The organism is Pararhizobium sp. DWP1-1-3 (genome assembly GCF_049896125.1).
Taxonomy (GTDB): Bacteria; Pseudomonadota; Alphaproteobacteria; order Rhizobiales; family Rhizobiaceae; genus Pararhizobium.
On the sequence record NZ_JAFCTR010000001.1, the window covers coordinates 844,739 to 861,955 of the forward strand.

At 59.9% G+C, this 17,217-nt stretch carries 17 protein-coding genes and 1 riboswitch; of the genes, 10 read left to right on the top strand and 7 right to left on the bottom strand.

Translation table 11 applies throughout. The features are described 5' to 3' along the window. Nucleotides 1–98 precede the first annotated feature (98 nt). The 8 genes from sufB to ACP7BS_RS04175 all read left to right on the top strand — a co-directional run bounded on the left by sufB (nucleotide 99) and on the right by ACP7BS_RS04175 (nucleotide 8,253). A complete protein-coding gene (gene sufB, locus ACP7BS_RS04140; RefSeq protein WP_426236306.1) occupies nucleotides 99–1,568 on the top strand; it encodes a Fe-S cluster assembly protein SufB in 1,470 nt (489 codons plus the stop codon). Nucleotides 1,569–1,630: 62 nt separating this feature from the next. Continuing rightward, nucleotides 1,631–1,972: a GIY-YIG nuclease family protein gene (locus ACP7BS_RS04145; RefSeq protein ID WP_426236308.1), complete on the top strand. Its 342-nt coding sequence runs from the start codon at nucleotides 1,631–1,633 to the stop codon at nucleotides 1,970–1,972. 110 nt (nucleotides 1,973–2,082) lie between these two features. Continuing rightward, entirely contained in the window at nucleotides 2,083–2,838 is a 756-nt protein-coding gene (gene sufC, locus ACP7BS_RS04150) for a Fe-S cluster assembly ATPase SufC (protein ID WP_426236310.1), read from the top strand. A gap of 11 nt (nucleotides 2,839–2,849) precedes the next feature. Further along, nucleotides 2,850–4,124, top strand: a complete 1,275-nt coding sequence (sufD, locus tag ACP7BS_RS04155) for a Fe-S cluster assembly protein SufD (RefSeq protein ID WP_426236312.1) — start codon at nucleotides 2,850–2,852, stop codon at nucleotides 4,122–4,124. A 13-nt stretch (nucleotides 4,125–4,137) separates the two neighbouring features. Then, complete coding sequence (locus ACP7BS_RS04160) at nucleotides 4,138–5,379, top strand: cysteine desulfurase (RefSeq protein WP_426236314.1); 1,242 nt, start codon at nucleotides 4,138–4,140, stop codon at nucleotides 5,377–5,379. A 12-nt stretch (nucleotides 5,380–5,391) separates the two neighbouring features. Further along, complete coding sequence (locus ACP7BS_RS04165; RefSeq protein ID WP_113244768.1) at nucleotides 5,392–5,772, top strand: SUF system Fe-S cluster assembly protein; 381 nt, start codon at nucleotides 5,392–5,394, stop codon at nucleotides 5,770–5,772. A gap of 90 nt (nucleotides 5,773–5,862) precedes the next feature. After that, nucleotides 5,863–6,255, top strand: coding sequence for a Fe-S cluster assembly scaffold SufA (sufA, locus tag ACP7BS_RS04170; protein ID WP_426228341.1), 393 nt, complete (start codon nucleotides 5,863–5,865; stop codon nucleotides 6,253–6,255). Nucleotides 6,256–6,372: 117 nt separating this feature from the next. Further along, nucleotides 6,373–8,253 carry a PAS domain S-box protein gene (locus tag ACP7BS_RS04175; protein ID WP_426236316.1) on the top strand — a complete coding sequence of 627 codons (1,881 nt, stop codon included), beginning with the start codon at nucleotides 6,373–6,375 and terminating at the stop codon, nucleotides 8,251–8,253. A 78-nt stretch (nucleotides 8,254–8,331) separates the two neighbouring features. Here the strand turns inward: ACP7BS_RS04175 and gcvP are convergent, their stop codons facing one another. The 3 genes from gcvP to gcvT are packed head-to-tail and all read right to left on the bottom strand — an operon-like array spanning nucleotide 8,332 to nucleotide 12,713. Then, nucleotides 8,332–11,196 carry an aminomethyl-transferring glycine dehydrogenase gene (gene gcvP / locus ACP7BS_RS04180; protein WP_426236318.1) on the bottom strand — a complete coding sequence of 955 codons (2,865 nt, stop codon included), beginning with the start codon at nucleotides 11,194–11,196 and terminating at the stop codon, nucleotides 8,332–8,334. Then, on the bottom strand, nucleotides 11,196–11,558 hold the full coding sequence (gene gcvH / locus ACP7BS_RS04185; RefSeq protein ID WP_060640913.1) for a glycine cleavage system protein GcvH: 363 nt from the start codon (nucleotides 11,556–11,558) through the stop codon (nucleotides 11,196–11,198). The genes gcvP and gcvH overlap by 1 nt, the downstream gene beginning before the upstream one ends. A gap of 15 nt (nucleotides 11,559–11,573) precedes the next feature. Then, nucleotides 11,574–12,713, bottom strand: a complete 1,140-nt coding sequence (gcvT, locus tag ACP7BS_RS04190; protein WP_426236320.1) for a glycine cleavage system aminomethyltransferase GcvT — start codon at nucleotides 12,711–12,713, stop codon at nucleotides 11,574–11,576. Between the two features lie 142 nt (nucleotides 12,714–12,855). After that, nucleotides 12,856–12,943, bottom strand: a riboswitch (glycine riboswitch). Nucleotides 12,944–13,103: 160 nt separating this feature from the next. Between gcvT and ACP7BS_RS04195 the strand changes: the two genes are divergently transcribed. Together ACP7BS_RS04195 and ACP7BS_RS04200 are read left to right on the top strand one after the other, a co-directional pair. Further along, a complete protein-coding gene (locus ACP7BS_RS04195) occupies nucleotides 13,104–13,499 on the top strand; it encodes a hypothetical protein (protein ID WP_426236322.1) in 396 nt (131 codons plus the stop codon). A 103-nt stretch (nucleotides 13,500–13,602) separates the two neighbouring features. Further along, nucleotides 13,603–14,589 carry a DUF1775 domain-containing protein gene (locus ACP7BS_RS04200; RefSeq protein WP_426236324.1) on the top strand — a complete coding sequence of 329 codons (987 nt, stop codon included), beginning with the start codon at nucleotides 13,603–13,605 and terminating at the stop codon, nucleotides 14,587–14,589. Nucleotides 14,590–14,666: 77 nt separating this feature from the next. Here ACP7BS_RS04200 and ACP7BS_RS04205 read toward each other — a convergent pair whose 3' ends face one another. The 4 genes from ACP7BS_RS04205 to ACP7BS_RS04220 form a co-directional block, all read right to left on the bottom strand. After that, nucleotides 14,667–15,002 carry a hypothetical protein gene (locus tag ACP7BS_RS04205; protein WP_426236326.1) on the bottom strand — a complete coding sequence of 112 codons (336 nt, stop codon included), beginning with the start codon at nucleotides 15,000–15,002 and terminating at the stop codon, nucleotides 14,667–14,669. Between the two features lie 170 nt (nucleotides 15,003–15,172). Continuing rightward, nucleotides 15,173–15,412 carry a hypothetical protein gene (locus tag ACP7BS_RS04210; protein ID WP_426228355.1) on the bottom strand — a complete coding sequence of 80 codons (240 nt, stop codon included), beginning with the start codon at nucleotides 15,410–15,412 and terminating at the stop codon, nucleotides 15,173–15,175. Nucleotides 15,413–15,785: 373 nt separating this feature from the next. Beyond that, nucleotides 15,786–16,712 carry a 4-hydroxy-tetrahydrodipicolinate synthase gene (gene dapA, locus ACP7BS_RS04215; protein ID WP_426236328.1) on the bottom strand — a complete coding sequence of 309 codons (927 nt, stop codon included), beginning with the start codon at nucleotides 16,710–16,712 and terminating at the stop codon, nucleotides 15,786–15,788. Beyond that, entirely contained in the window at nucleotides 16,705–17,211 is a 507-nt protein-coding gene (locus ACP7BS_RS04220; protein WP_426236330.1) for a hypothetical protein, read from the bottom strand. The genes dapA and ACP7BS_RS04220 overlap by 8 nt, the downstream gene beginning before the upstream one ends. Between the last annotated feature and the right edge of the window lie 6 nt (nucleotides 17,212–17,217).

Genomic DNA, 17,217 nt, shown 5'->3' on the forward strand with positions numbered 1-17,217 from the left:
TGAAAATGCCCCTTAAGCCCATTACATAGGCGATACAACGACATTGTATCGTGCTGACAAGCTGCCGGACCTTGTATCCGGCGAGATTGGAGAACGACATGGCTGCTGTGCAGGAAACAATCGATCAGGTCGCCCTGATTGATGTGGACCAGTACAAATACGGGTTTGAGACGACGATCGAAATGGACAAGGCGCCCAAGGGCCTGTCCGAAGACATCATTCGCTTCATTTCGGCAAAGAAGAACGAACCGGACTGGATGCTCGAATGGCGTCTGGAAGCGTATCAGCGCTGGTTGACCATGGAAGAGCCGACCTGGGCGCGCGTCAACTATCCGAAGATCGATTTCAACGAGATCTATTTTTACGCGGCGCCAAAGAGCACGCCCGGCCCGACCTCGATCGACGATGTCGATCCCGAGCTTTTGCGGGTTTACGAAAAGCTCGGCATTCCCTTGCGCGAGCAGGAAATCCTGGCCGGTGTGAAAACGCCGCGCATCGCCGTCGATGCCGTGTTCGATTCCGTTTCGGTCGTGACCACCTTCAAGGAAGAGCTGAAGAAGGCCGGCGTGATCTTCATGTCGATCTCGGAAGCCATTCGCGAACATCCCGACCTGGTGAAGAAATATCTCGGCACCGTCGTTCCCACCACCGACAACTATTATGCGACGCTGAATTGCGCCGTCTTCACCGATGGTTCGTTCGTCTATATCCCCAAGGGCGTTCGCTGCCCGATGGAGCTGTCGACCTATTTCCGTATCAACGAGAAGGGCACCGGCCAATTCGAGCGCACGCTGATCATTGCGGAAGAGGGCGCCTACGTTTCCTATCTCGAAGGCTGCACTGCGCCGCAGCGCGATGAAAACCAGCTGCATGCGGCGGTTGTCGAACTCGTTGCGCTTGATGATGCCCAGATCAAATATTCGACTGTGCAGAACTGGTATCCGGGCGACAAGGACGGCAAGGGCGGCATCTACAACTTCGTCACCAAGCGTGGCGATTGCCGCGGCAAGAACTCGAAGATTTCGTGGACGCAGGTCGAAACCGGATCGGCGATCACCTGGAAATACCCGTCCTGCATCCTGCGCGGCGATGGTTCGCGCGGCGAGTTCTACTCGATCGCCGTTTCCAACGGCCATCAGCAGATCGATAGCGGCACCAAGATGATCCATCTGGGCAAGAACACCTCGAGCCGTATCGTCTCCAAGGGGATTGCTGCCGGCTTCAGCCAGAACACCTATCGCGGCCAAGTCTCGACCCACCGCAAGGCCGAAAACGCCCGTAACTTTACCCAGTGCGACTCGCTCCTGATCGGCGACAAGTGCGGCGCCCACACGGTACCCTATATCGAGGCACGCAATTCCTCGGCCCAGTTCGAGCATGAGGCGACGACCTCGAAGATTTCCGAAGACCAGCTGTTCTACTGCCTGCAGCGCGGCATCCCGACAGAAGCGGCGATCGCACTGATCGTCAACGGTTTCGTCAAGGAAGTCATCCAGGAACTGCCGATGGAATTTGCGGTCGAAGCACAGAAGCTGATCGGGATTTCGCTGGAAGGTAGCGTTGGTTAGAAATCTGACCGTCATCCTCGGGCTTGTCCCGAGGATCTGATGGAGTTGATCTGGACACGTGATTGAGCGGTTTCGTCTACATGATGTCCGATAAGCCTAGAGGCGTTATCTACATCGGCGTGACGTCAGACCTCGCTGGAAGAATTTGGGAACACCGCAATCACATCCACGAAGGATTTACTGCGAAATATCGAGCTGAAAAGTTGGTTTGGTTCGAACGTCATCCGAACATCGTTCTTGCGATACAACGTGAGAAATCTTTGAAGAGGTATAGACGGGACTGGAAAATTGAATTGATCGAAGGACTCAATCCCACGTGGCTAGACCTATTCGAACGTATTGACGAAATCGACAATGCCTATCGCCCACATTCCAGCACGAAAATGTGGAGTGATTACAATTGATAGACTGTCAGATCCTCGGGACAAGCCCGAGGATGACGGCGGTCTGATTGAAGCGCCCAAGACATGGGTTTGCATGGATCATGCGAGCCGACCACTCTAGGAAGATTGAAATGCTTGAAATCAGAAACCTCCATGCCCGCATCGCCGAAGACGGCACCGAGATCATCCGTGGTCTGAACCTGACCGTGAAAGCCGGCGAAGTGGCTGCCATCATGGGGCCGAACGGCTCCGGCAAGTCGACGCTGTCCTACATCCTGTCGGGCCGCAGCGATTACGAAGTGACCGAAGGCGACATCCTTTACAATGGCGAGAGCATTCTTGAACTCGACCCGTCCGAGCGCGCTTCCAAGGGCATCTTCCTTGCCTTCCAGTACCCGGTCGAAATCCCGGGTGTTGCGACCATGCAGTTCCTGAAGGTGGCTCTCAACGAGCAGCGCAAGTATCGCGGCGAAGACGAGCTTTCGACGCCGGATTTCATCCGTCGCGTCAAGGAAGCCGCTGCCAAGCTGCAGATCAACCCGGACATGCTGAAGCGTCCGCTCAACGTCGGTTTCTCCGGCGGCGAGAAGAAGCGTGCGGAAATCCTGCAGATGGCGCTGCTGGAGCCAAAGCTGTGCGTACTGGATGAAACCGACAGCGGCCTCGACATCGATGCTCTGAAGATCGTTTCGGACGGCGTCAATGCGTTGCGCTCGCCTGAACGTGCGGTGATCGTCATCACCCACTATCAGCGTCTGCTGGAGTACATCGTGCCCGATAGCGTCCATGTTCTTTACAAGGGCCAGATCATCAAGTCCGGCGACAAGTCGCTGGCGCTTGATCTTGAAGCCAATGGTTATGCCGACATCATCGATGCGGCGGCTTGAGGAGTACCGGGATGAACATGCAAACGGCAATCACGATGACAGCCGCCGAGACGGCCCTCGTCGATGCCTATACTGCGCAGATCGGTGAACTGCCCGGCGAAGGCGCCGTGCTGTCGGCCCGCGATAGCCTGCTGGCAAATCTCAGGCGGCAGGGCCTGCCGACCCGCCGCGTCGAAGCCTGGCACTATACGGACCTGCGTGCGCTTTTGCGTGCCGTTCCAGCCTACGATCCGACGGCGTTTGCGCAAAAGGTCGATCCACTGGTTCCCGGCTCCTCGGTTCTTTCAGTCCTGAATGGCAAGGCCGACACCAAGAACCTCCCGGCCGGCATTAATGTCCGCTCCTATGCCGAAAGCCTGATCGACGGCGTTGCCGCCGCTGATCTGGTCGAGCGCGATCAGGACGATGCCATCGGACGGATCAATGGCAGCTTCGTGCGCGATGGTTTCGAGATCGAGGTGCCGGAAGGCACCGTGCTCGAGCAGCCGCTAGAGTTCCAGCTGGTACAGAGTGCCGGCCAGAGCCATTCGCGCTTTCCGGTAACGTTCGGCGCCAATTCCAAGGCAACGATCATCGAGCGCCATCTTTCGGTCAACGATGCGGCCAGCCTTGTCACGGTTGTCAGCGACCTGATCCTTGATGAAGGTGCCGAGATCACCTGGATCATCCTGCAGCAGCAGGGCGCAAGCGACAGCCATCTTGCCCAGGTCAATTTCGACCTCGGCACCAATGCCAAGCTCCGGCTGTTCATCATCAATGCCGGCGGCAAGCTGGTGCGCCAGGAAGTACACGGCGTCACAACGGGTGAAGGCGCGGATTTCAAAATGCGCGGTATCAACCTGCTGGGTAACGAAACGCATACCGACGTGACCTTCACGCTCGGCCATGACGTGCCGAACACCACATCGACGGAAGTCCTTCGCAACGTACTGTTCGACCGCGCCAAAGGCGTGTTTCAGGGCCAGATCCGGGTTGCGCCCGATGCGCAGAAGACTGATGCGAAGATGGCGTGCAACACGCTGCTTCTCTCCGACGACGCCGATTTCTCGGCCAAGCCGGAGCTGGAAATCTTTGCCGACGACGTTCAGTGCGGCCATGGCGCCACCGTCATCGATATCAACCCGACGCATCTCTACTACCTGCGGGCCCGCGGCATTCCGGAAAGCAAGGCGCGCGCCATGCTGGTCAACGCCTTCGTGGATGAGATTGTCGAAGAACTCGAACATGAAGGTTTGATCGAGACGCTGGAAACGATCATCGCCGCCTGGCTCGAAAAGCACGCCTGATTGGATCTTTGACATGGAACACACGGTGCCGGTTCCGGCCTATGACGTCGAAGCGATCCGCAGGGATTTTCCGATCCTGTCGCGGACCGTCTACGGCAAGCCGCTGGTCTATCTCGACAACGGCGCCTCGGCACAGAAGCCGCAGGTGGTCATCGACGCCGTTGCCCATGCCTATTCCAACGAATATGCCAATGTCCATCGCGGCCTGCATTTCCTGTCGAATGCCGCCACCGACGCCTATGAAGGTGCCCGCGAAAAGGTACGCCGGTTTCTGAACGCGCCGTCGGTCGACAACATCATCTTTACGAAATCCTCGACCGAGGCGATCAACACGGTCGCCTATGGCTATGGCATGCCGAAGATCGGCGATGGCGACGAGATCGTCCTGTCGATCATGGAGCATCACTCCAATATCGTGCCGTGGCATTTCATCCGCGAACGCCAGGGGGCCAAGCTGGTCTGGGCGCCGATCGACGATCAGGGCGCCTTCCATATCGACGATTTCGTCAAGTGCCTCAGTGACAAGACCAAGCTGATCGCCATCACCCATATGTCGAATGCGCTCGGCACGGTCGTTCCGATCAAGGAAATCTGCCGGATCGCCCGTGAACGCGGCATTCCGGTGCTGGTCGATGGCAGCCAGGCCGCCGTCCACATGCCGGTCGATGTGCAGGATTTCGACTGCGACTGGTACGTGATGACCGGCCACAAGCTCTACGGTCCCTCGGGTATCGGCGTGCTCTACGGCAAGATGGACCGGCTGCAGGAAATGCGTCCGTTCATGGGCGGCGGCGAGATGATCGTCGAGGTCACCGAAGACGCGGTCACCTATAACGAACCACCGCACCGGTTTGAGGCCGGCACGCCGCCGATCGTACAGGCGATCGGTCTCGGCTATGCGCTGGATTACATGGACACTATCGGCCGGGCCGCGATTGCCGCCCATGAAGCCGATCTGGCCGCCTATGCGCATCAGCGCCTGTCATCGGTCAACTCGCTGCGGGTGATCGGGACGGCGCCGGGCAAAGGTGGTATCTTCTCCTTCGAACTCGAGGGTATCCATGCCCATGACGTGTCGATGGTGATCGATCGCGCCGGCGTGGCGGTGAGGGCCGGAACGCATTGCGCCCAGCCGCTCTTGAAACGCTTCGGCGTGACCTCCACATGCCGGGCATCCTTTGGCCTTTACAATACGCGGGCCGAAGTGGACGTTCTGGTGGATGCGCTGGAGCAAGCCCGCAAATTCTTTGCGTAAGGACATAAGCCGATGAGCCTTGATACGACTGAAAACAAGATCGACGTTCGCGAAGGAATTGTTCATTCCGCCATTCCGGCTGACGAACTGGCACGTCTGAGCGACGATGTCATTTCTGCGCTGAAGACGGTCTACGACCCGGAAATTCCATCCGACATCTTTGAGCTCGGGCTGATCTACAAGATCGATATCGAAGACGACCGCATGGTCAAGATCGCCATGACGCTGACGGCCCCCGGCTGCCCCGTGGCCGGCGAAATGCCGGGCTGGGTGGAAAATGCCGTCGGCGCTGTCGAGGGCGTGTCCGGCGTCGAAGTGTCGATGACGTTTGATCCGCCGTGGACGCCTGATCGCATGTCGGAAGAGGCGCAGGTTGCGGTCGGCTGGTACTGATCGCGTATTGATCCCTTAACCGCCGCGCATTACATTCGGGACTCGGAAAGCATCAGGCCTTGAACCTGATTGCTACAAGGAGAACGGTCCATGGGCTTTGCAGTCATGAGTTTGAGCGATGCGGCGGCTGGCCGCGTCAAGGCGATCGTCGATAATGCCGGTGGTGATGCCCAGGGCATTCGCGTCGGCATCAAGAAGGGCGGCTGCGCCGGCATGGAATATGCCATCGACATGGTGACCGTAGCGAACCCGAAGGACGATCTGGTCGAACATCAGGGCGCCAAGGTCTGGGTTGCCCCTGAAGCCGTGCTCTATCTGCTCGGAACCCGGATGGACTTCGAGGTGACGACATTGCGCTCGGGCTTCACCTTCAACAACCCGAACCAGACATCGGCATGCGGCTGCGGCGAATCCGTCGAACTGAAGCCCGCCGATCTGGCTGCGCTGGCAGCAAAGGGCGACGCGGTGGTTCGCGCCAGCTAAGCATCTTCTCGCCGTGGTCCGGCGCTCTATCGGGAATTAGCAAAGAGACTGGTTTGCGCCAGTCTCTTTTTCTGTTTTTATGCCCTTGTGTAGGGGGCGGAGCGTGACCGAGTAACCATGACCGCGGCGCAGACGGATTTCGTTCAAGCGATCTATGAGGTTTTTCCTTCTCCCGTCATCTTTGTCGATGCCGACCGCGTTGTTCTGTCTGTCAATGCTGCCACGGTCGAGCAATTCGGCTATGCCGCCGATGACATGATCGGTGGGTCTATGCAGATGCTCTATGCCAGCGACCAGGACTTTGAAGCCGCTGTTTTCGAGAACGCGGCGAAACCGGGAAACACACAATTTTCCGAGGGTATCCACCGCTACCGTCGCCGCGATGGCTCGGTGTTTACGGCACGGATTCGGGTAACGCCGGTTGCCGATTCGGACGGTATGGCGGTAGGTTTCGCCGGTGTCGTTCATGATATCTCCGACTATCTCGAGCTTGACCGCGAGCGCCGGAAAGCTGGCGAAATTCTCGACACTGCACTGCAGGCCATTCCGGAGGGGTTTGCGATCTTCGATGCAGATGAACGGATCATCGTCTACAACGACGCTTATAAACGAATCTGCGGCGCGGCCGGACCGCGCTTGAAAATCGGCATGACCGCCGAAGAGATCATGCTTGCCGTCTACGAGGTGGGATATTACCCCAACGCCCCCGTCGGATCGCCGCAGGCGAAGGCCTGGCTTGAAGCCCGCATGCGGGCGTTCCGCAATCCCGGCGGCGACAACCAGATCTTTGAATATGGCGACGGACGCTGGTTGCGTATCGAGGATTTGAAGACGCAGGATGGCAATACCGTTGCGCTGCGCATCGATGTCACCGATTTGAAGCGGGCCGAGATCGCGCTCGATCGGCAACGGCTGGAATATTACACGCTGGTGCAGAATATTCCCGACTTCATCTGCCGTATTTCCGGCGATCTTCGCTACACGTTCATCAATGACCGGTATGCGCGGTTGGTTGGCATGCCGGCCGAGGATTTGATCGGACAATTGCTTCGAGATTACGTTCCGGTAACGGACCGCGAAAGCCTGGTCACCACGCTGAAAAGCCTTTCGGTCCAGACGCCGCTCGCCACGCGAGAACAACATCGCAAACTGTCCGATGGCAGCGATCTCTGGCTATTCTGGTCGAATATCGCCGTCTTCGATGGCGGCGAACTGGCGGAATATGTCACGGTCGGACGCGATATAACCGAATTGAAGCAGCAGCAGCAGCGCATCGCCCAACAGACCGCAGAGTTGCAGCGCAAGAATGAGGCGCTCAATCAGTTTACCGGCACGGTGTCGCATGACTTGAAAGCGCCGCTGCGGCACATGTCGATGTTTTCGGACATGATCGTCGAGGATGTGGCCGGCGGCAATCACGAGGAACTGCCCGTTTATGCCGGCCATCTGCGCCAGAGTGCGCGGCGGATGGACCAGCTGATCGACAGCCTGCTCGACTACGCCCAGATTGCCGACGAAATAGGTAGCTGGCAAATCGTCTCGATGAGCGATGTGATTTCCGACACGATCCTCAATCTCGACAGCTTCATTCAGGAGGCCGGAGCGAGCATCAAAGTTTCGGCTCTGCCGCAGCTCAAAGGCGACCCCGAACTGTTGAAGCGGCTTTGCCAGAACCTGATCGGCAATGCCATCAAGTACCGCCGGGAGGACGTGCAACCGGTCATCCGGATCTACGCCGAAATGGATGAAGGTGCGGTTCGGGTGATTTTCGAAGACAATGGCATCGGCGTCGATCCGCGGTTTTCCAGGAAGATTTTCGACGTGTTCCAGCGCCTGCACCGGGATGAATCTATTTATCCCGGCACGGGTATCGGACTGGCGCTGGCAAAACGGATCGCCGAGAGCCACGGCGGCTCCATTTCGCTTGATACGGCGTTCACACAAGGCGCACGGTTCGTGGTGACGCTCCCTGAGCCGAGGCAATCTGGCGGGAAGTAATGACGCGGGTGGACGTTCGCTCGCATCGCGCAGTAATAAAAAAAGGGGCGCATCGAGCGCCCCTTTCGAGTTTGGAAATTACTCTGCCGCCTCGGCATAATCTTCCAGCGGCGGGCAGGTGCAGACGAGGTTGCGGTCGCCAAAGACATTGTCGACACGGTTGACCGGTGACCAGTATTTGTCGACACGGAACGCTCCTGGCGGGTAGCAGGCCTGTTCGCGCGAATAGGGGCGATCCCACTCGCCGACCAGGTCTTCGACCGTGTGCGGGGCATTCTTCAGCGGATTGTTCACCCGGTCCATCTTACCGTCTTCGATCGCCTGCGCTTCGGCGCGGATCGCCAGCATAGCATCGCAGAAACGGTCGATTTCGGCCTTGGTTTCCGATTCCGTCGGCTCGATCATCAGCGTGCCGGCGACAGGCCAGCTCATGGTCGGGGCGTGGAATCCGCAGTCGATCAGCCGCTTGGCAACATCATCGACGGTGACGCCGGCGCTATCGACCAGCGGACGGGTATCGATGATGCACTCATGCGCCACGCGGCCCTTGGCCGACTTGTAGAGCACGTCATAAGCGCCCTTCACCCGGGCGGCGATATAGTTGGCGTTGAGGATCGCCACCTTGGTCGCCTGCGTCAGGCCTTCGCCGCCCATCATCAGGCAGTAGCTCCAGGAGATCGGCAGGATCGAGGCCGAGCCGAACGGAGCAGCCGACACGGCACCTTCGCCGCCATCGGTTTCCGGATGGCCGGGCAGGTAAGGCGCAAGATGCGCCTTAACGCCGATCGGCCCCATGCCCGGACCGCCGCCGCCATGCGGAATGCAGAAGGTCTTGTGCAGGTTGAGATGGCTGACATCGGAGCCGATGTCGCCGGGACGCGCAAGCCCGACCATGGCGTTCATGTTGGCGCCGTCGAGATAGACCTGGCCGCCATGCTTGTGAACGACCTCACAGACTTCGCGGACATTCTCCTCGAACACACCGTGTGTCGACGGATATGTGATCATGCAGCACGAGAGGTTTTCCGCATACTGCTCTGCTTTTGAACGGAAATCGTCCATGTCGATATCGCCGTTGTCGCTGACCTTGATGACGACGACCTTCATACCGACCATCTGGGCGGAGGCTGGATTGGTGCCATGGGCGGAGGTCGGGATCAGGCAGACATCGCGATGGCCGTTGCCATTGGCGCGGTGATAGGCGCGAATGGTCAGAAGTCCGGCATATTCGCCTTGAGCGCCGGAATTCGGCTGCATGGAGACTGCGTCATAACCGGTGATCTGGCAGAGCTTCTGGCTGAGATCCGTGATCATGTGGCGATAACCTTCAGCCTGGTCGGCCGGCACGAAGGGATGGATTTCAGAAAATTCCGGCCAGGTGATCGGCAGCATTTCGGCTGTCGCGTTCAGCTTCATCGTGCAGGAACCGAGCGGGATCATCGAGCGGTCGAGCGCCAGATCCCGGTCGGACAGCCGGCGGATATAACGGGTCATCTCGCTTTCCGCGCGGTTCATGTGGAAGATCGGATGGGTCAGGTATTCGCTGGTGCGCAAAAGGGTTTCCGGCAGGCGGTAACCCGCTTCGAAATCCTCGACCTTGAAATCGCCACCAAACGCCCGCCAGACGGCTTCCAGCGTCACCGGCCGCGAGCGCTCATCGAGGCTGATGCCGATCTTGGTGGTGCCGATGCGGCGAAGGTTGACTTCTTCCGCCACGGCCGTCTTCAGGATGATGCCCTGCAGCTTGCCGACATCGACGGTGACCGTGTCGAAGAACACATCCGGCTCGACCGTGTAGCCAAGCTTTTCGAGGCCAAGGGCCAAAAGGACGGCCTTTTGGTGGACGCTCTGGGCGATTGCCTTGATGCCTTTGGGGCCGTGGAAGACGGCATACATCGAGGCCATGACGGCGAGCAAGACCTGCGCGGTGCAGATGTTCGACGTCGCCTTTTCGCGGCGGATATGCTGCTCGCGGGTCTGCAGCGACAGGCGGTAGGCGCGATTGCCGCGGCTATCCTGCGAGACGCCGACCAGACGGCCGGGCATCGAGCGCTTGTAGGCGTCCTTGACGGCCATGTAGGCTGCATGCGGGCCACCGTAACCGACGGGAACGCCAAAACGCTGGGTGCAGCCGATGGCGATGTCGGCGCCCATTTCGCCGGGCGATTTCAACAGCGCCAGCGCCAGAGGGTCGGCCGCAACCGTGGCGATCGCGCCCGTCTGGTGCAGGCGGGCAATCAGGCCGGTGAAGTCGTGAACGTGGCCATAGGTGCCCGGATACTGGAAGATCGCCCCAAAAACATCGACCGGGTCGAGATCGGTGAACGGGTTGCCGATGACGATTGCCCAGCCGAGCGGCTCGGCGCGGGTCTTCAGAAGTGCGATGGTCTGCGGGTGGCAACCTTCATCGACGAAAAAAGCCTTGGCCTTGGACTTTGCCACGCGCTCGGCCATCGCCATGGCTTCGGCGGCTGCAGTTGCCTCGTCGAGCAGCGAGGCATTGGCAACGTCAAGACCAGTCAGGTCGCAGACCATCGTCTGATAGTTGAGCAGAGCCTCGAGACGGCCCTGGCTGATTTCCGGCTGGTAGGGCGTATAGGCCGTGTACCAAGCGGGGTTTTCGAGGATATTGCGCTGGATCACCGGCGGCGTGATCGTGCCGTAATAGCCCTGGCCGATCAGCGACACGAGCTTCTTGTTGCGGTTTGCCGTTTCGCGCATCTTGTCGAGCGCCTCGCGCTCGGTCATCGCAGCGCCCCAGGCAAGCGGGGCCTTATGGCGGATCGACGGCGGAACGGTGTCGTCGATCATGGCATCGAGGCTGGGATAGCCGATGACCTTGAGCATCGCCGTCATTTCATCGGGCGAGGGGCCGATATGACGCCGGTTGGCGAAGTCATACGGCTTGTAGTCGGTAAAGGTGAAATCCTTCGGCATGCTCATCAGGCGATCAGCTCCTTGTAGGCGGCCTCGTCCAGAAGGGCGTTGACGGCCGACGGATCGGACAGTTTCAGTTTGAAGAACCAGCCGGCGCCCTGCGGGTCGCTGTTGACCAGGGCCGGGTCATCGACGATGGCCTGATTGCTCTCGACGATCTCGCCGTCAAGTGGACAATAGACGTCGGAGGCTGCCTTGACGGATTCGACGGTGGCGGCGGTGGCGCCCTTGTCAAGTGCAGTACCGGCTTCCGGCAGTTCCACGAAGACGAGGTCGCCGAGCTGTTCGGCCGCATGGGCGGTAATGCCGACCGTTGCGATATCACCCTCGATTTTCAGCCATTCGTGTTCATCGGTAAATTTCAGCATGGGTTCAGCTCCTGATCAGCGTTTGTAGGTCGGGGTGACGAAGGGAAGGGCGGAGACGGTGATCGGCAGGTATTTACCGCGCACCTCCGCGAAAAGCTTTGTGCCACTGGCGGTGTGGGCCGTATCGACGTAGCCCATGGCGACGGGGTGGTCGGCGCTTGGGCCAAAGCCGCCGGAGGTAACAGTGCCGACCGATACCTTGCCTTCGGCATCGGCAAACAGCGGCGCTCCACCGCGCACCGGGGCCTTGCCTTCCGGCTTCAGGCCGACACGGCGGCGGCTCGCGCCATCGGCGAACTGGCGAAGAATCACATCAGCCCCCGGAAAGCCGCCTTCACGGGCACCGCCGGCGCGGCGTGCCTTCTGCATCGCCCATTCCAGGCCTGCTTCGACCGGGGTGGTGGTGGTGTCGATATCATTGCCATAGAGACACAGGCCAGCCTCGAGACGCAGCGAATCGCGCGCGCCGAGACCGATCGGCAAAACATCGGGATGTTCGAGGATCCGGCGCGTCACATCCTCGGCCGAGGCAGCCGGGATGGAGATTTCAAAGCCGTCTTCGCCGGTATAGCCCGAGCGCGAGATGATGCAGGGCACGTCGTGCAATGCCGCCTCCGCCACGTCCATAAAGCGCATGGTGGCGATGTCGGCCCAGAGTTCGGCAAGCACGCATTCGGCGCGCGGTCCCTGCAGCGCGATCAGCGCGCGGTCGTTGAGCAGGGTCAATTCGCATGTGTCGCCGAGATGCTTTTCGAGATGGGCGAAATCGGCATCCTTGCAGGACGCATTGACGACGAGGAAGAGGTGATCGCCGCGGTTGGCGATCATCAGGTCGTCGAGGATGTTGCCGTTGTCATCGGTAAATAGTCCGTAGCGTTGGCGTCCGTCGGCGAGGCCGAGCACATCGACGGGCACCAGTTTTTCCAGCGCCAGTGCTGCATCTTCAATCCGGCCGGATTTCGGACGCAGGATTACCTGTCCCATATGCGAGACATCGAAAAGGCCGGCGGAGGAGCGGGTGTGCAAATGCTCCTTCATGACGCCGGCAGGATATTGCACGGGCATGTCATAGCCGGCAAACGGCACCATGCGGGCGCCAAGAGACACGTGCAACGCATGCAGCGGTGTCTGTTTCAGTGGGGAATGTTCGTTCAAGTCCGGCCTCCAGGTCTGGCGTCACGCGCCGGCTCATCTCCACGGCGCATGTTCTGCGACGTTTCCTCGAGCCCCCTCTGTCCCTTTGCCTGAGATTGTTATCCCTTCGGCGAGCGGAAATGCTTCTCTCCAGAGTCCTACCGGCACCTTGCTGGTCCTTTGGCCTGAGAGTTTCCGGGGCGGTTGCTCCTTCGGCACCGGTGTTAACCAGATTCTCCCAACAAGATCGATTTCAGATAACGGCGATGCCGGCGGCTTGGCAAGCGCAAAATGTCGCGACCAAACAGATTTTTGTCGTGCCTGTTTCGGAGTAGCGGACAGAACAGAAAATCGTCCTTTGCTTTTTCACCGGCAAGGCGATAACGCAATCCCACGAGACGAGGATGATCGATGGCGGTAGCTGGGCGACAGTGGCAGGTGACGATGCGGGTGCTTTCAGCGCTGGCACTGCTGCTTTTGTCGTTTGCCCATCAGCCGGCTTTCGCGCGCCAGATTACCCCGGCAATGGCTGCAGACTATATGCTGCCGGACGGTACGATCGGTGATATCTGCTTCGGGCTTGATGGCACCGAAGGAAAAAGCCACGGCTCTTCGCACGAAGCCTTGGCGCCGGTTTGCGATTATTGCCGGTTGTCGGCTACCATTGCCCTGCCATCGCCCCCAGGCGACGGCTATCTGATTATCCGCGTTGCCGCACTTTCAGACAGCAAGCCGGATTTCCCCAGCGTTTTCGTTTCGCATCCGCGCCTCCTGCCGCAATCGCGCGCACCTCCGCTCCCGCTCTGACAGCTTCGCCCCGGCGATTTTCCATAATATTAAGAGTATTGAGCCGCCCTAGGCGGCATTGACCGTCCTGCCGTGCGTGCAGGCTCCGGCCGGAGACAGATCGATGACACAGACCAGGACCACACTGCTTGCACTCGCACTTTCGCTAGGGGCTGCCGTATCGGCGCATGCCCATGCTTCTTTCGAGACCGATGAAGTCGCCTCCGAAAGCAGTTTCAAAGCCGTGCTGCAGATCCCGCATGGCTGCGATGGCAAGGCCACCACCGAGGTGCAGGTCAAACTGCCGGAAGGCTTCGTTTTCGCCAAGCCGCAGCCCAAGGCCGGCTGGGAGCTGGAGATCATCAAGGGCGATTACCAGAAGAGCTATGATAATCACGGAAAGACGGTCACGTCCGGTCCGCTGGAAATTCGCTGGAAGAACGGCAACCTGTCCGACGATTTTTATGACACCTTCGTGATCAGCGGCAAAATCTCGGGATTCGACAAGGACACGCAGATCGCCTTTCCGGTGACGCAGATCTGCGGCACATCCGGCAAGGTTGTCTGGGACGAGATTGCCGCTGAGGGCCAGAGCGCCCATTCGCTGGAGCACCCGGCGCCGACAGTGACGGTGACGCCTGCCCAAGCCGGCGGCCACGATCATCATGACATGGCGGCGATGGCTGGCATGGGCGCAACCGATGGCGCGCCGGTCAAGGCCGGATCGCTGGAAATTTCCGGCGGTGCGGTCAAGGCGATGTTGCCGGGCGCAAAAGTTGGCGGCGGCGGCTTCATCATCAAGAACGACGGTGGCGAAGACGATGTGTTGCTTTCGGTCGAGAGCCCGGCTGCGGGCCGTGTCGAGTTGCATGAGATGACGATGCAGAACGACGTGATGAAGATGCGCAAGCTGGAGAGCGGCATTGCCCTTCCAGCTGGCGAAACCGCCACGCTTCAAAGCGGTGGCCTGCACCTGATGTTCTTTGATGTGAAAAAGCCGTTCGCCGAGGGTGACAGCATTCCGGTGACGCTGACCTTCGAAAAGGCTGGCAAGGTGGATTACGTGCTTTCCGTCGGCAACGCCGCCGGTGGAGCGCAAAAGCACAAGTAAAGCCTGCCGATTTTTGCGGGACGCATGACGCGCAGGAAACTGCGCCGTTACGTTTGGCCAGCATCTGTTTGGCTCGGTTAGTTGTCTGCCGCTTCATCGTCCGGGCTCAATGCCTCGTCGCTCTCATCGGATTCCACCTCATCCGGGCCGAATTCCATGTAACGTCGCACCGCTTCGCCGCGCGTACCCTGCGGCAGGCGGCCATTGGACGTCATCAGCATCAGGGACAGCGCGGTCGGGCTGCGAAGGGCAGCAACCGAGGCATGGGTGTTTGCCGCATCATCCTTTGGCCGCGCCGAAAGCAGGGTGATCGCCTCGTCGGTCGGGCCATCGCCGCTGACGCGGGCGGACGGCTTGATGGCTTGCGCCGCGTAAGCCGCCGTGTTGGCTGACATGGTTACGACCAGGGTCATGGACGATCTGCCCGTGCCGGGCACTCCTTCGGATGTGCAATCGATCCTTTTTAACCCGGCCTCCGTTTCCTCCCGGTGAAATCGCGCGCTGGCATTTAAGGCAAATCTTATCGATCATCCGATGGAAAAAGGGGGCGCAGACCGCCGGGGAAAGCGCGCGCCCCAAAGGTTTAGGCGTAGCGCCGCGCAGGGGTATTCCGCGTTGCTGCGGATGTTGTTGCCGATATATCGTCAAACTCGACACATTTGCCGGCCGGTGCGCGGCACACCGCGCGCGCATCGTGATTGCTTTCTTCATCGGCAAAGTGCAGGGCCGCTGCTTCGCTGGCAAACAATCCGCCAACCCGGCCCAGCCGGTCGTGCACGACCCACCAGCCGTGATGATCGCAGCCGACGGTGAAACGCGGCATTGCGGAATGTGTGTTCGTGAGGGGGTATCGACTGCCCATGATCCTTGTAGACCTTCGTGTTGTTAATGGTGGCTTGCTACTGGTGTGGTGCTGATTGCGCGCCTCAGCGCAGAAACCAGCCTGCCAGAATCTGAATAGTGCCGGCGCAGGCAAAGACTGCAGCCAGGCGGATGACGGCGCCGGACAGGCTGCTGCGATCCGATGTCATTGGCGCCGCTGCCTGCCTGTCTGATGAATTTTGCCGGGCGTAGGGTTGCATGACCTGCTCTTTCGGTTGAGATACTTGCAATCCGTAACGCACTGATTGCCATAAGAAAATATGCACTCTGTCATTGCCGTTCCATGCGTGGTCGGCGGGTTTGTTGTTAAAATCTCATAGGAATTGCCGGCGCGCTGGCGCCGGTTTGCACAGCACCGGTGCCAGTGCCATGCGGATCGCCGCAGTGGTTTCCGCGACGATCGGCGTCAGCGGCAGCCGGACATCGTCGCTGATGCCTCTGAGCAGACTGAGGCCGTATTTGATCGCAGCGGGGCTCGGTTCGCGCTCCAGCGCCTGAAACAGCGGGCTGAGCCTTGCCTGCAGGCTTTGCGCCGATTGCTGGTTTCCGGTGGCGAGCGCCTGATGCAGCGCAACGGTCAGTCGCGGCACCAGATTGGCGGCGGCCGAGATAACGCCACGGCCGCCCATGAGGGTGAAGGGCATGGCCGTCAGATCGTGACCGGAATAGAGTGCGAACCTTTGACGCAGGGCCGCGGGAATTGCAGCAAGCCGGGCGATGTCTCCCGTTTCATCGGCAATTCCAACGACGGACCGCAGCGTTGCCAGCCGTTCCAGCGTACGGGGAGAAATATCGATCGCCGTTCGCTGCGGTGAGACGCCGAAGATGAGCGGCAGGTCGACCCGATTGGCGATCGCCTGATAGTGGCGGAACAGGCCTTCCTGAGCGGGCTTGCTGTAGTAAGGCGTCACCACATAGGCCGCTGTGGCCCCCATGTTCTTCGCCTCTGCCGTCCGCGCAACCGTTGTTTCGGTGCAGTTCGTGCCAGTACCTGCGAAAACCGGGACGCGGTTGCCGGCAACTGCGACGGCAAGCCTGATCAATCGTGTCCGTTCGTCATCGGTCAGCGCCCAGGGTTCACCGGCAGGTCCCGCAACGAGCAGGCCCGAGATGCCGCTGTTGATCTGCCATTCGGCGAGGTCAGCGAAGGCGGCTTCGTCCAGTTGATCGCCCTGAAAGGGGGTGACGAGGTCGCAGATTGCGCCTTGTGGCGTGGTGTCGATCCGGTGGCGTTCAGTCATTTCCAAATTCCTTTTGCACGGCTGCGTTTTTCCGTCTTCGGTGCACAAACGGTCTGGCTTTGCGGATGGTGCTGCTCAGAACAGCGATCAGGACGGCAGCCGGGGGATCTCGATGTTCGGCGCGCATCAGCTTGCGCCGCCGCGGCTGGGAAAGGGCGCTGCGGACAGTCAGGGTGGCGATCCAATGATCTCCCTGCGGGTCAAGATCGCGGATATCACGGGCCGGCTGGCAGGATTGCGCCAGAAGGCGAAGAGCGGCGGTAAACGCCTCCTTTTCCATCAGCCGGCGAAACTCCGGCAGTTGTTTGATGTCATCCGGCAGGCCGGCGATCTCCGGCAGGATGCGCACGGCTTCCCAGATATGGTGCTCGCGCAAGACCCGCGCCGCGCAGACCCTGGCAATCAGGCTTGCGAGTGCTGTTCCAGCCGCCGTATGATCTGCAGGAGGGGCGACTGCGGTTGGCGTTATCCGGGCCTGCGACCAAGGTGTCGTGCTCATCATGAT

Coding starts and splice junctions, on each gene's coding strand:
- sufD (WP_426236312.1), top strand. CDS start 2,850: ATGAACATGCAAACGGCAATCACGATGACAGCCGCCGAGACGGCCCTC.
- sufC (WP_426236310.1), top strand. CDS start 2,083: ATGCTTGAAATCAGAAACCTCCATGCCCGCATCGCCGAAGACGGCACC.
- dapA (WP_426236328.1), bottom strand. CDS start 16,712: ATGACTGAACGCCACCGGATCGACACCACGCCACAAGGCGCAATCTGC.
- sufB (WP_426236306.1), top strand. CDS start 99: ATGGCTGCTGTGCAGGAAACAATCGATCAGGTCGCCCTGATTGATGTG.
- gcvH (WP_060640913.1), bottom strand. CDS start 11,558: ATGCTGAAATTTACCGATGAACACGAATGGCTGAAAATCGAGGGTGAT.
- ACP7BS_RS04210 (WP_426228355.1), bottom strand. CDS start 15,412: ATGCCGCGTTTCACCGTCGGCTGCGATCATCACGGCTGGTGGGTCGTG.
- ACP7BS_RS04175 (WP_426236316.1), top strand. CDS start 6,373: ATGACCGCGGCGCAGACGGATTTCGTTCAAGCGATCTATGAGGTTTTT.
- ACP7BS_RS04165 (WP_113244768.1), top strand. CDS start 5,392: ATGAGCCTTGATACGACTGAAAACAAGATCGACGTTCGCGAAGGAATT.
- ACP7BS_RS04205 (WP_426236326.1), bottom strand. CDS start 15,002: ATGACCCTGGTCGTAACCATGTCAGCCAACACGGCGGCTTACGCGGCG.
- ACP7BS_RS04195 (WP_426236322.1), top strand. CDS start 13,104: ATGGCGGTAGCTGGGCGACAGTGGCAGGTGACGATGCGGGTGCTTTCA.
- ACP7BS_RS04200 (WP_426236324.1), top strand. CDS start 13,603: ATGACACAGACCAGGACCACACTGCTTGCACTCGCACTTTCGCTAGGG.
- ACP7BS_RS04220 (WP_426236330.1), bottom strand. CDS start 17,211: ATGAGCACGACACCTTGGTCGCAGGCCCGGATAACGCCAACCGCAGTC.
- sufA (WP_426228341.1), top strand. CDS start 5,863: ATGGGCTTTGCAGTCATGAGTTTGAGCGATGCGGCGGCTGGCCGCGTC.
- ACP7BS_RS04160 (WP_426236314.1), top strand. CDS start 4,138: ATGGAACACACGGTGCCGGTTCCGGCCTATGACGTCGAAGCGATCCGC.
- gcvP (WP_426236318.1), bottom strand. CDS start 11,196: ATGAGCATGCCGAAGGATTTCACCTTTACCGACTACAAGCCGTATGAC.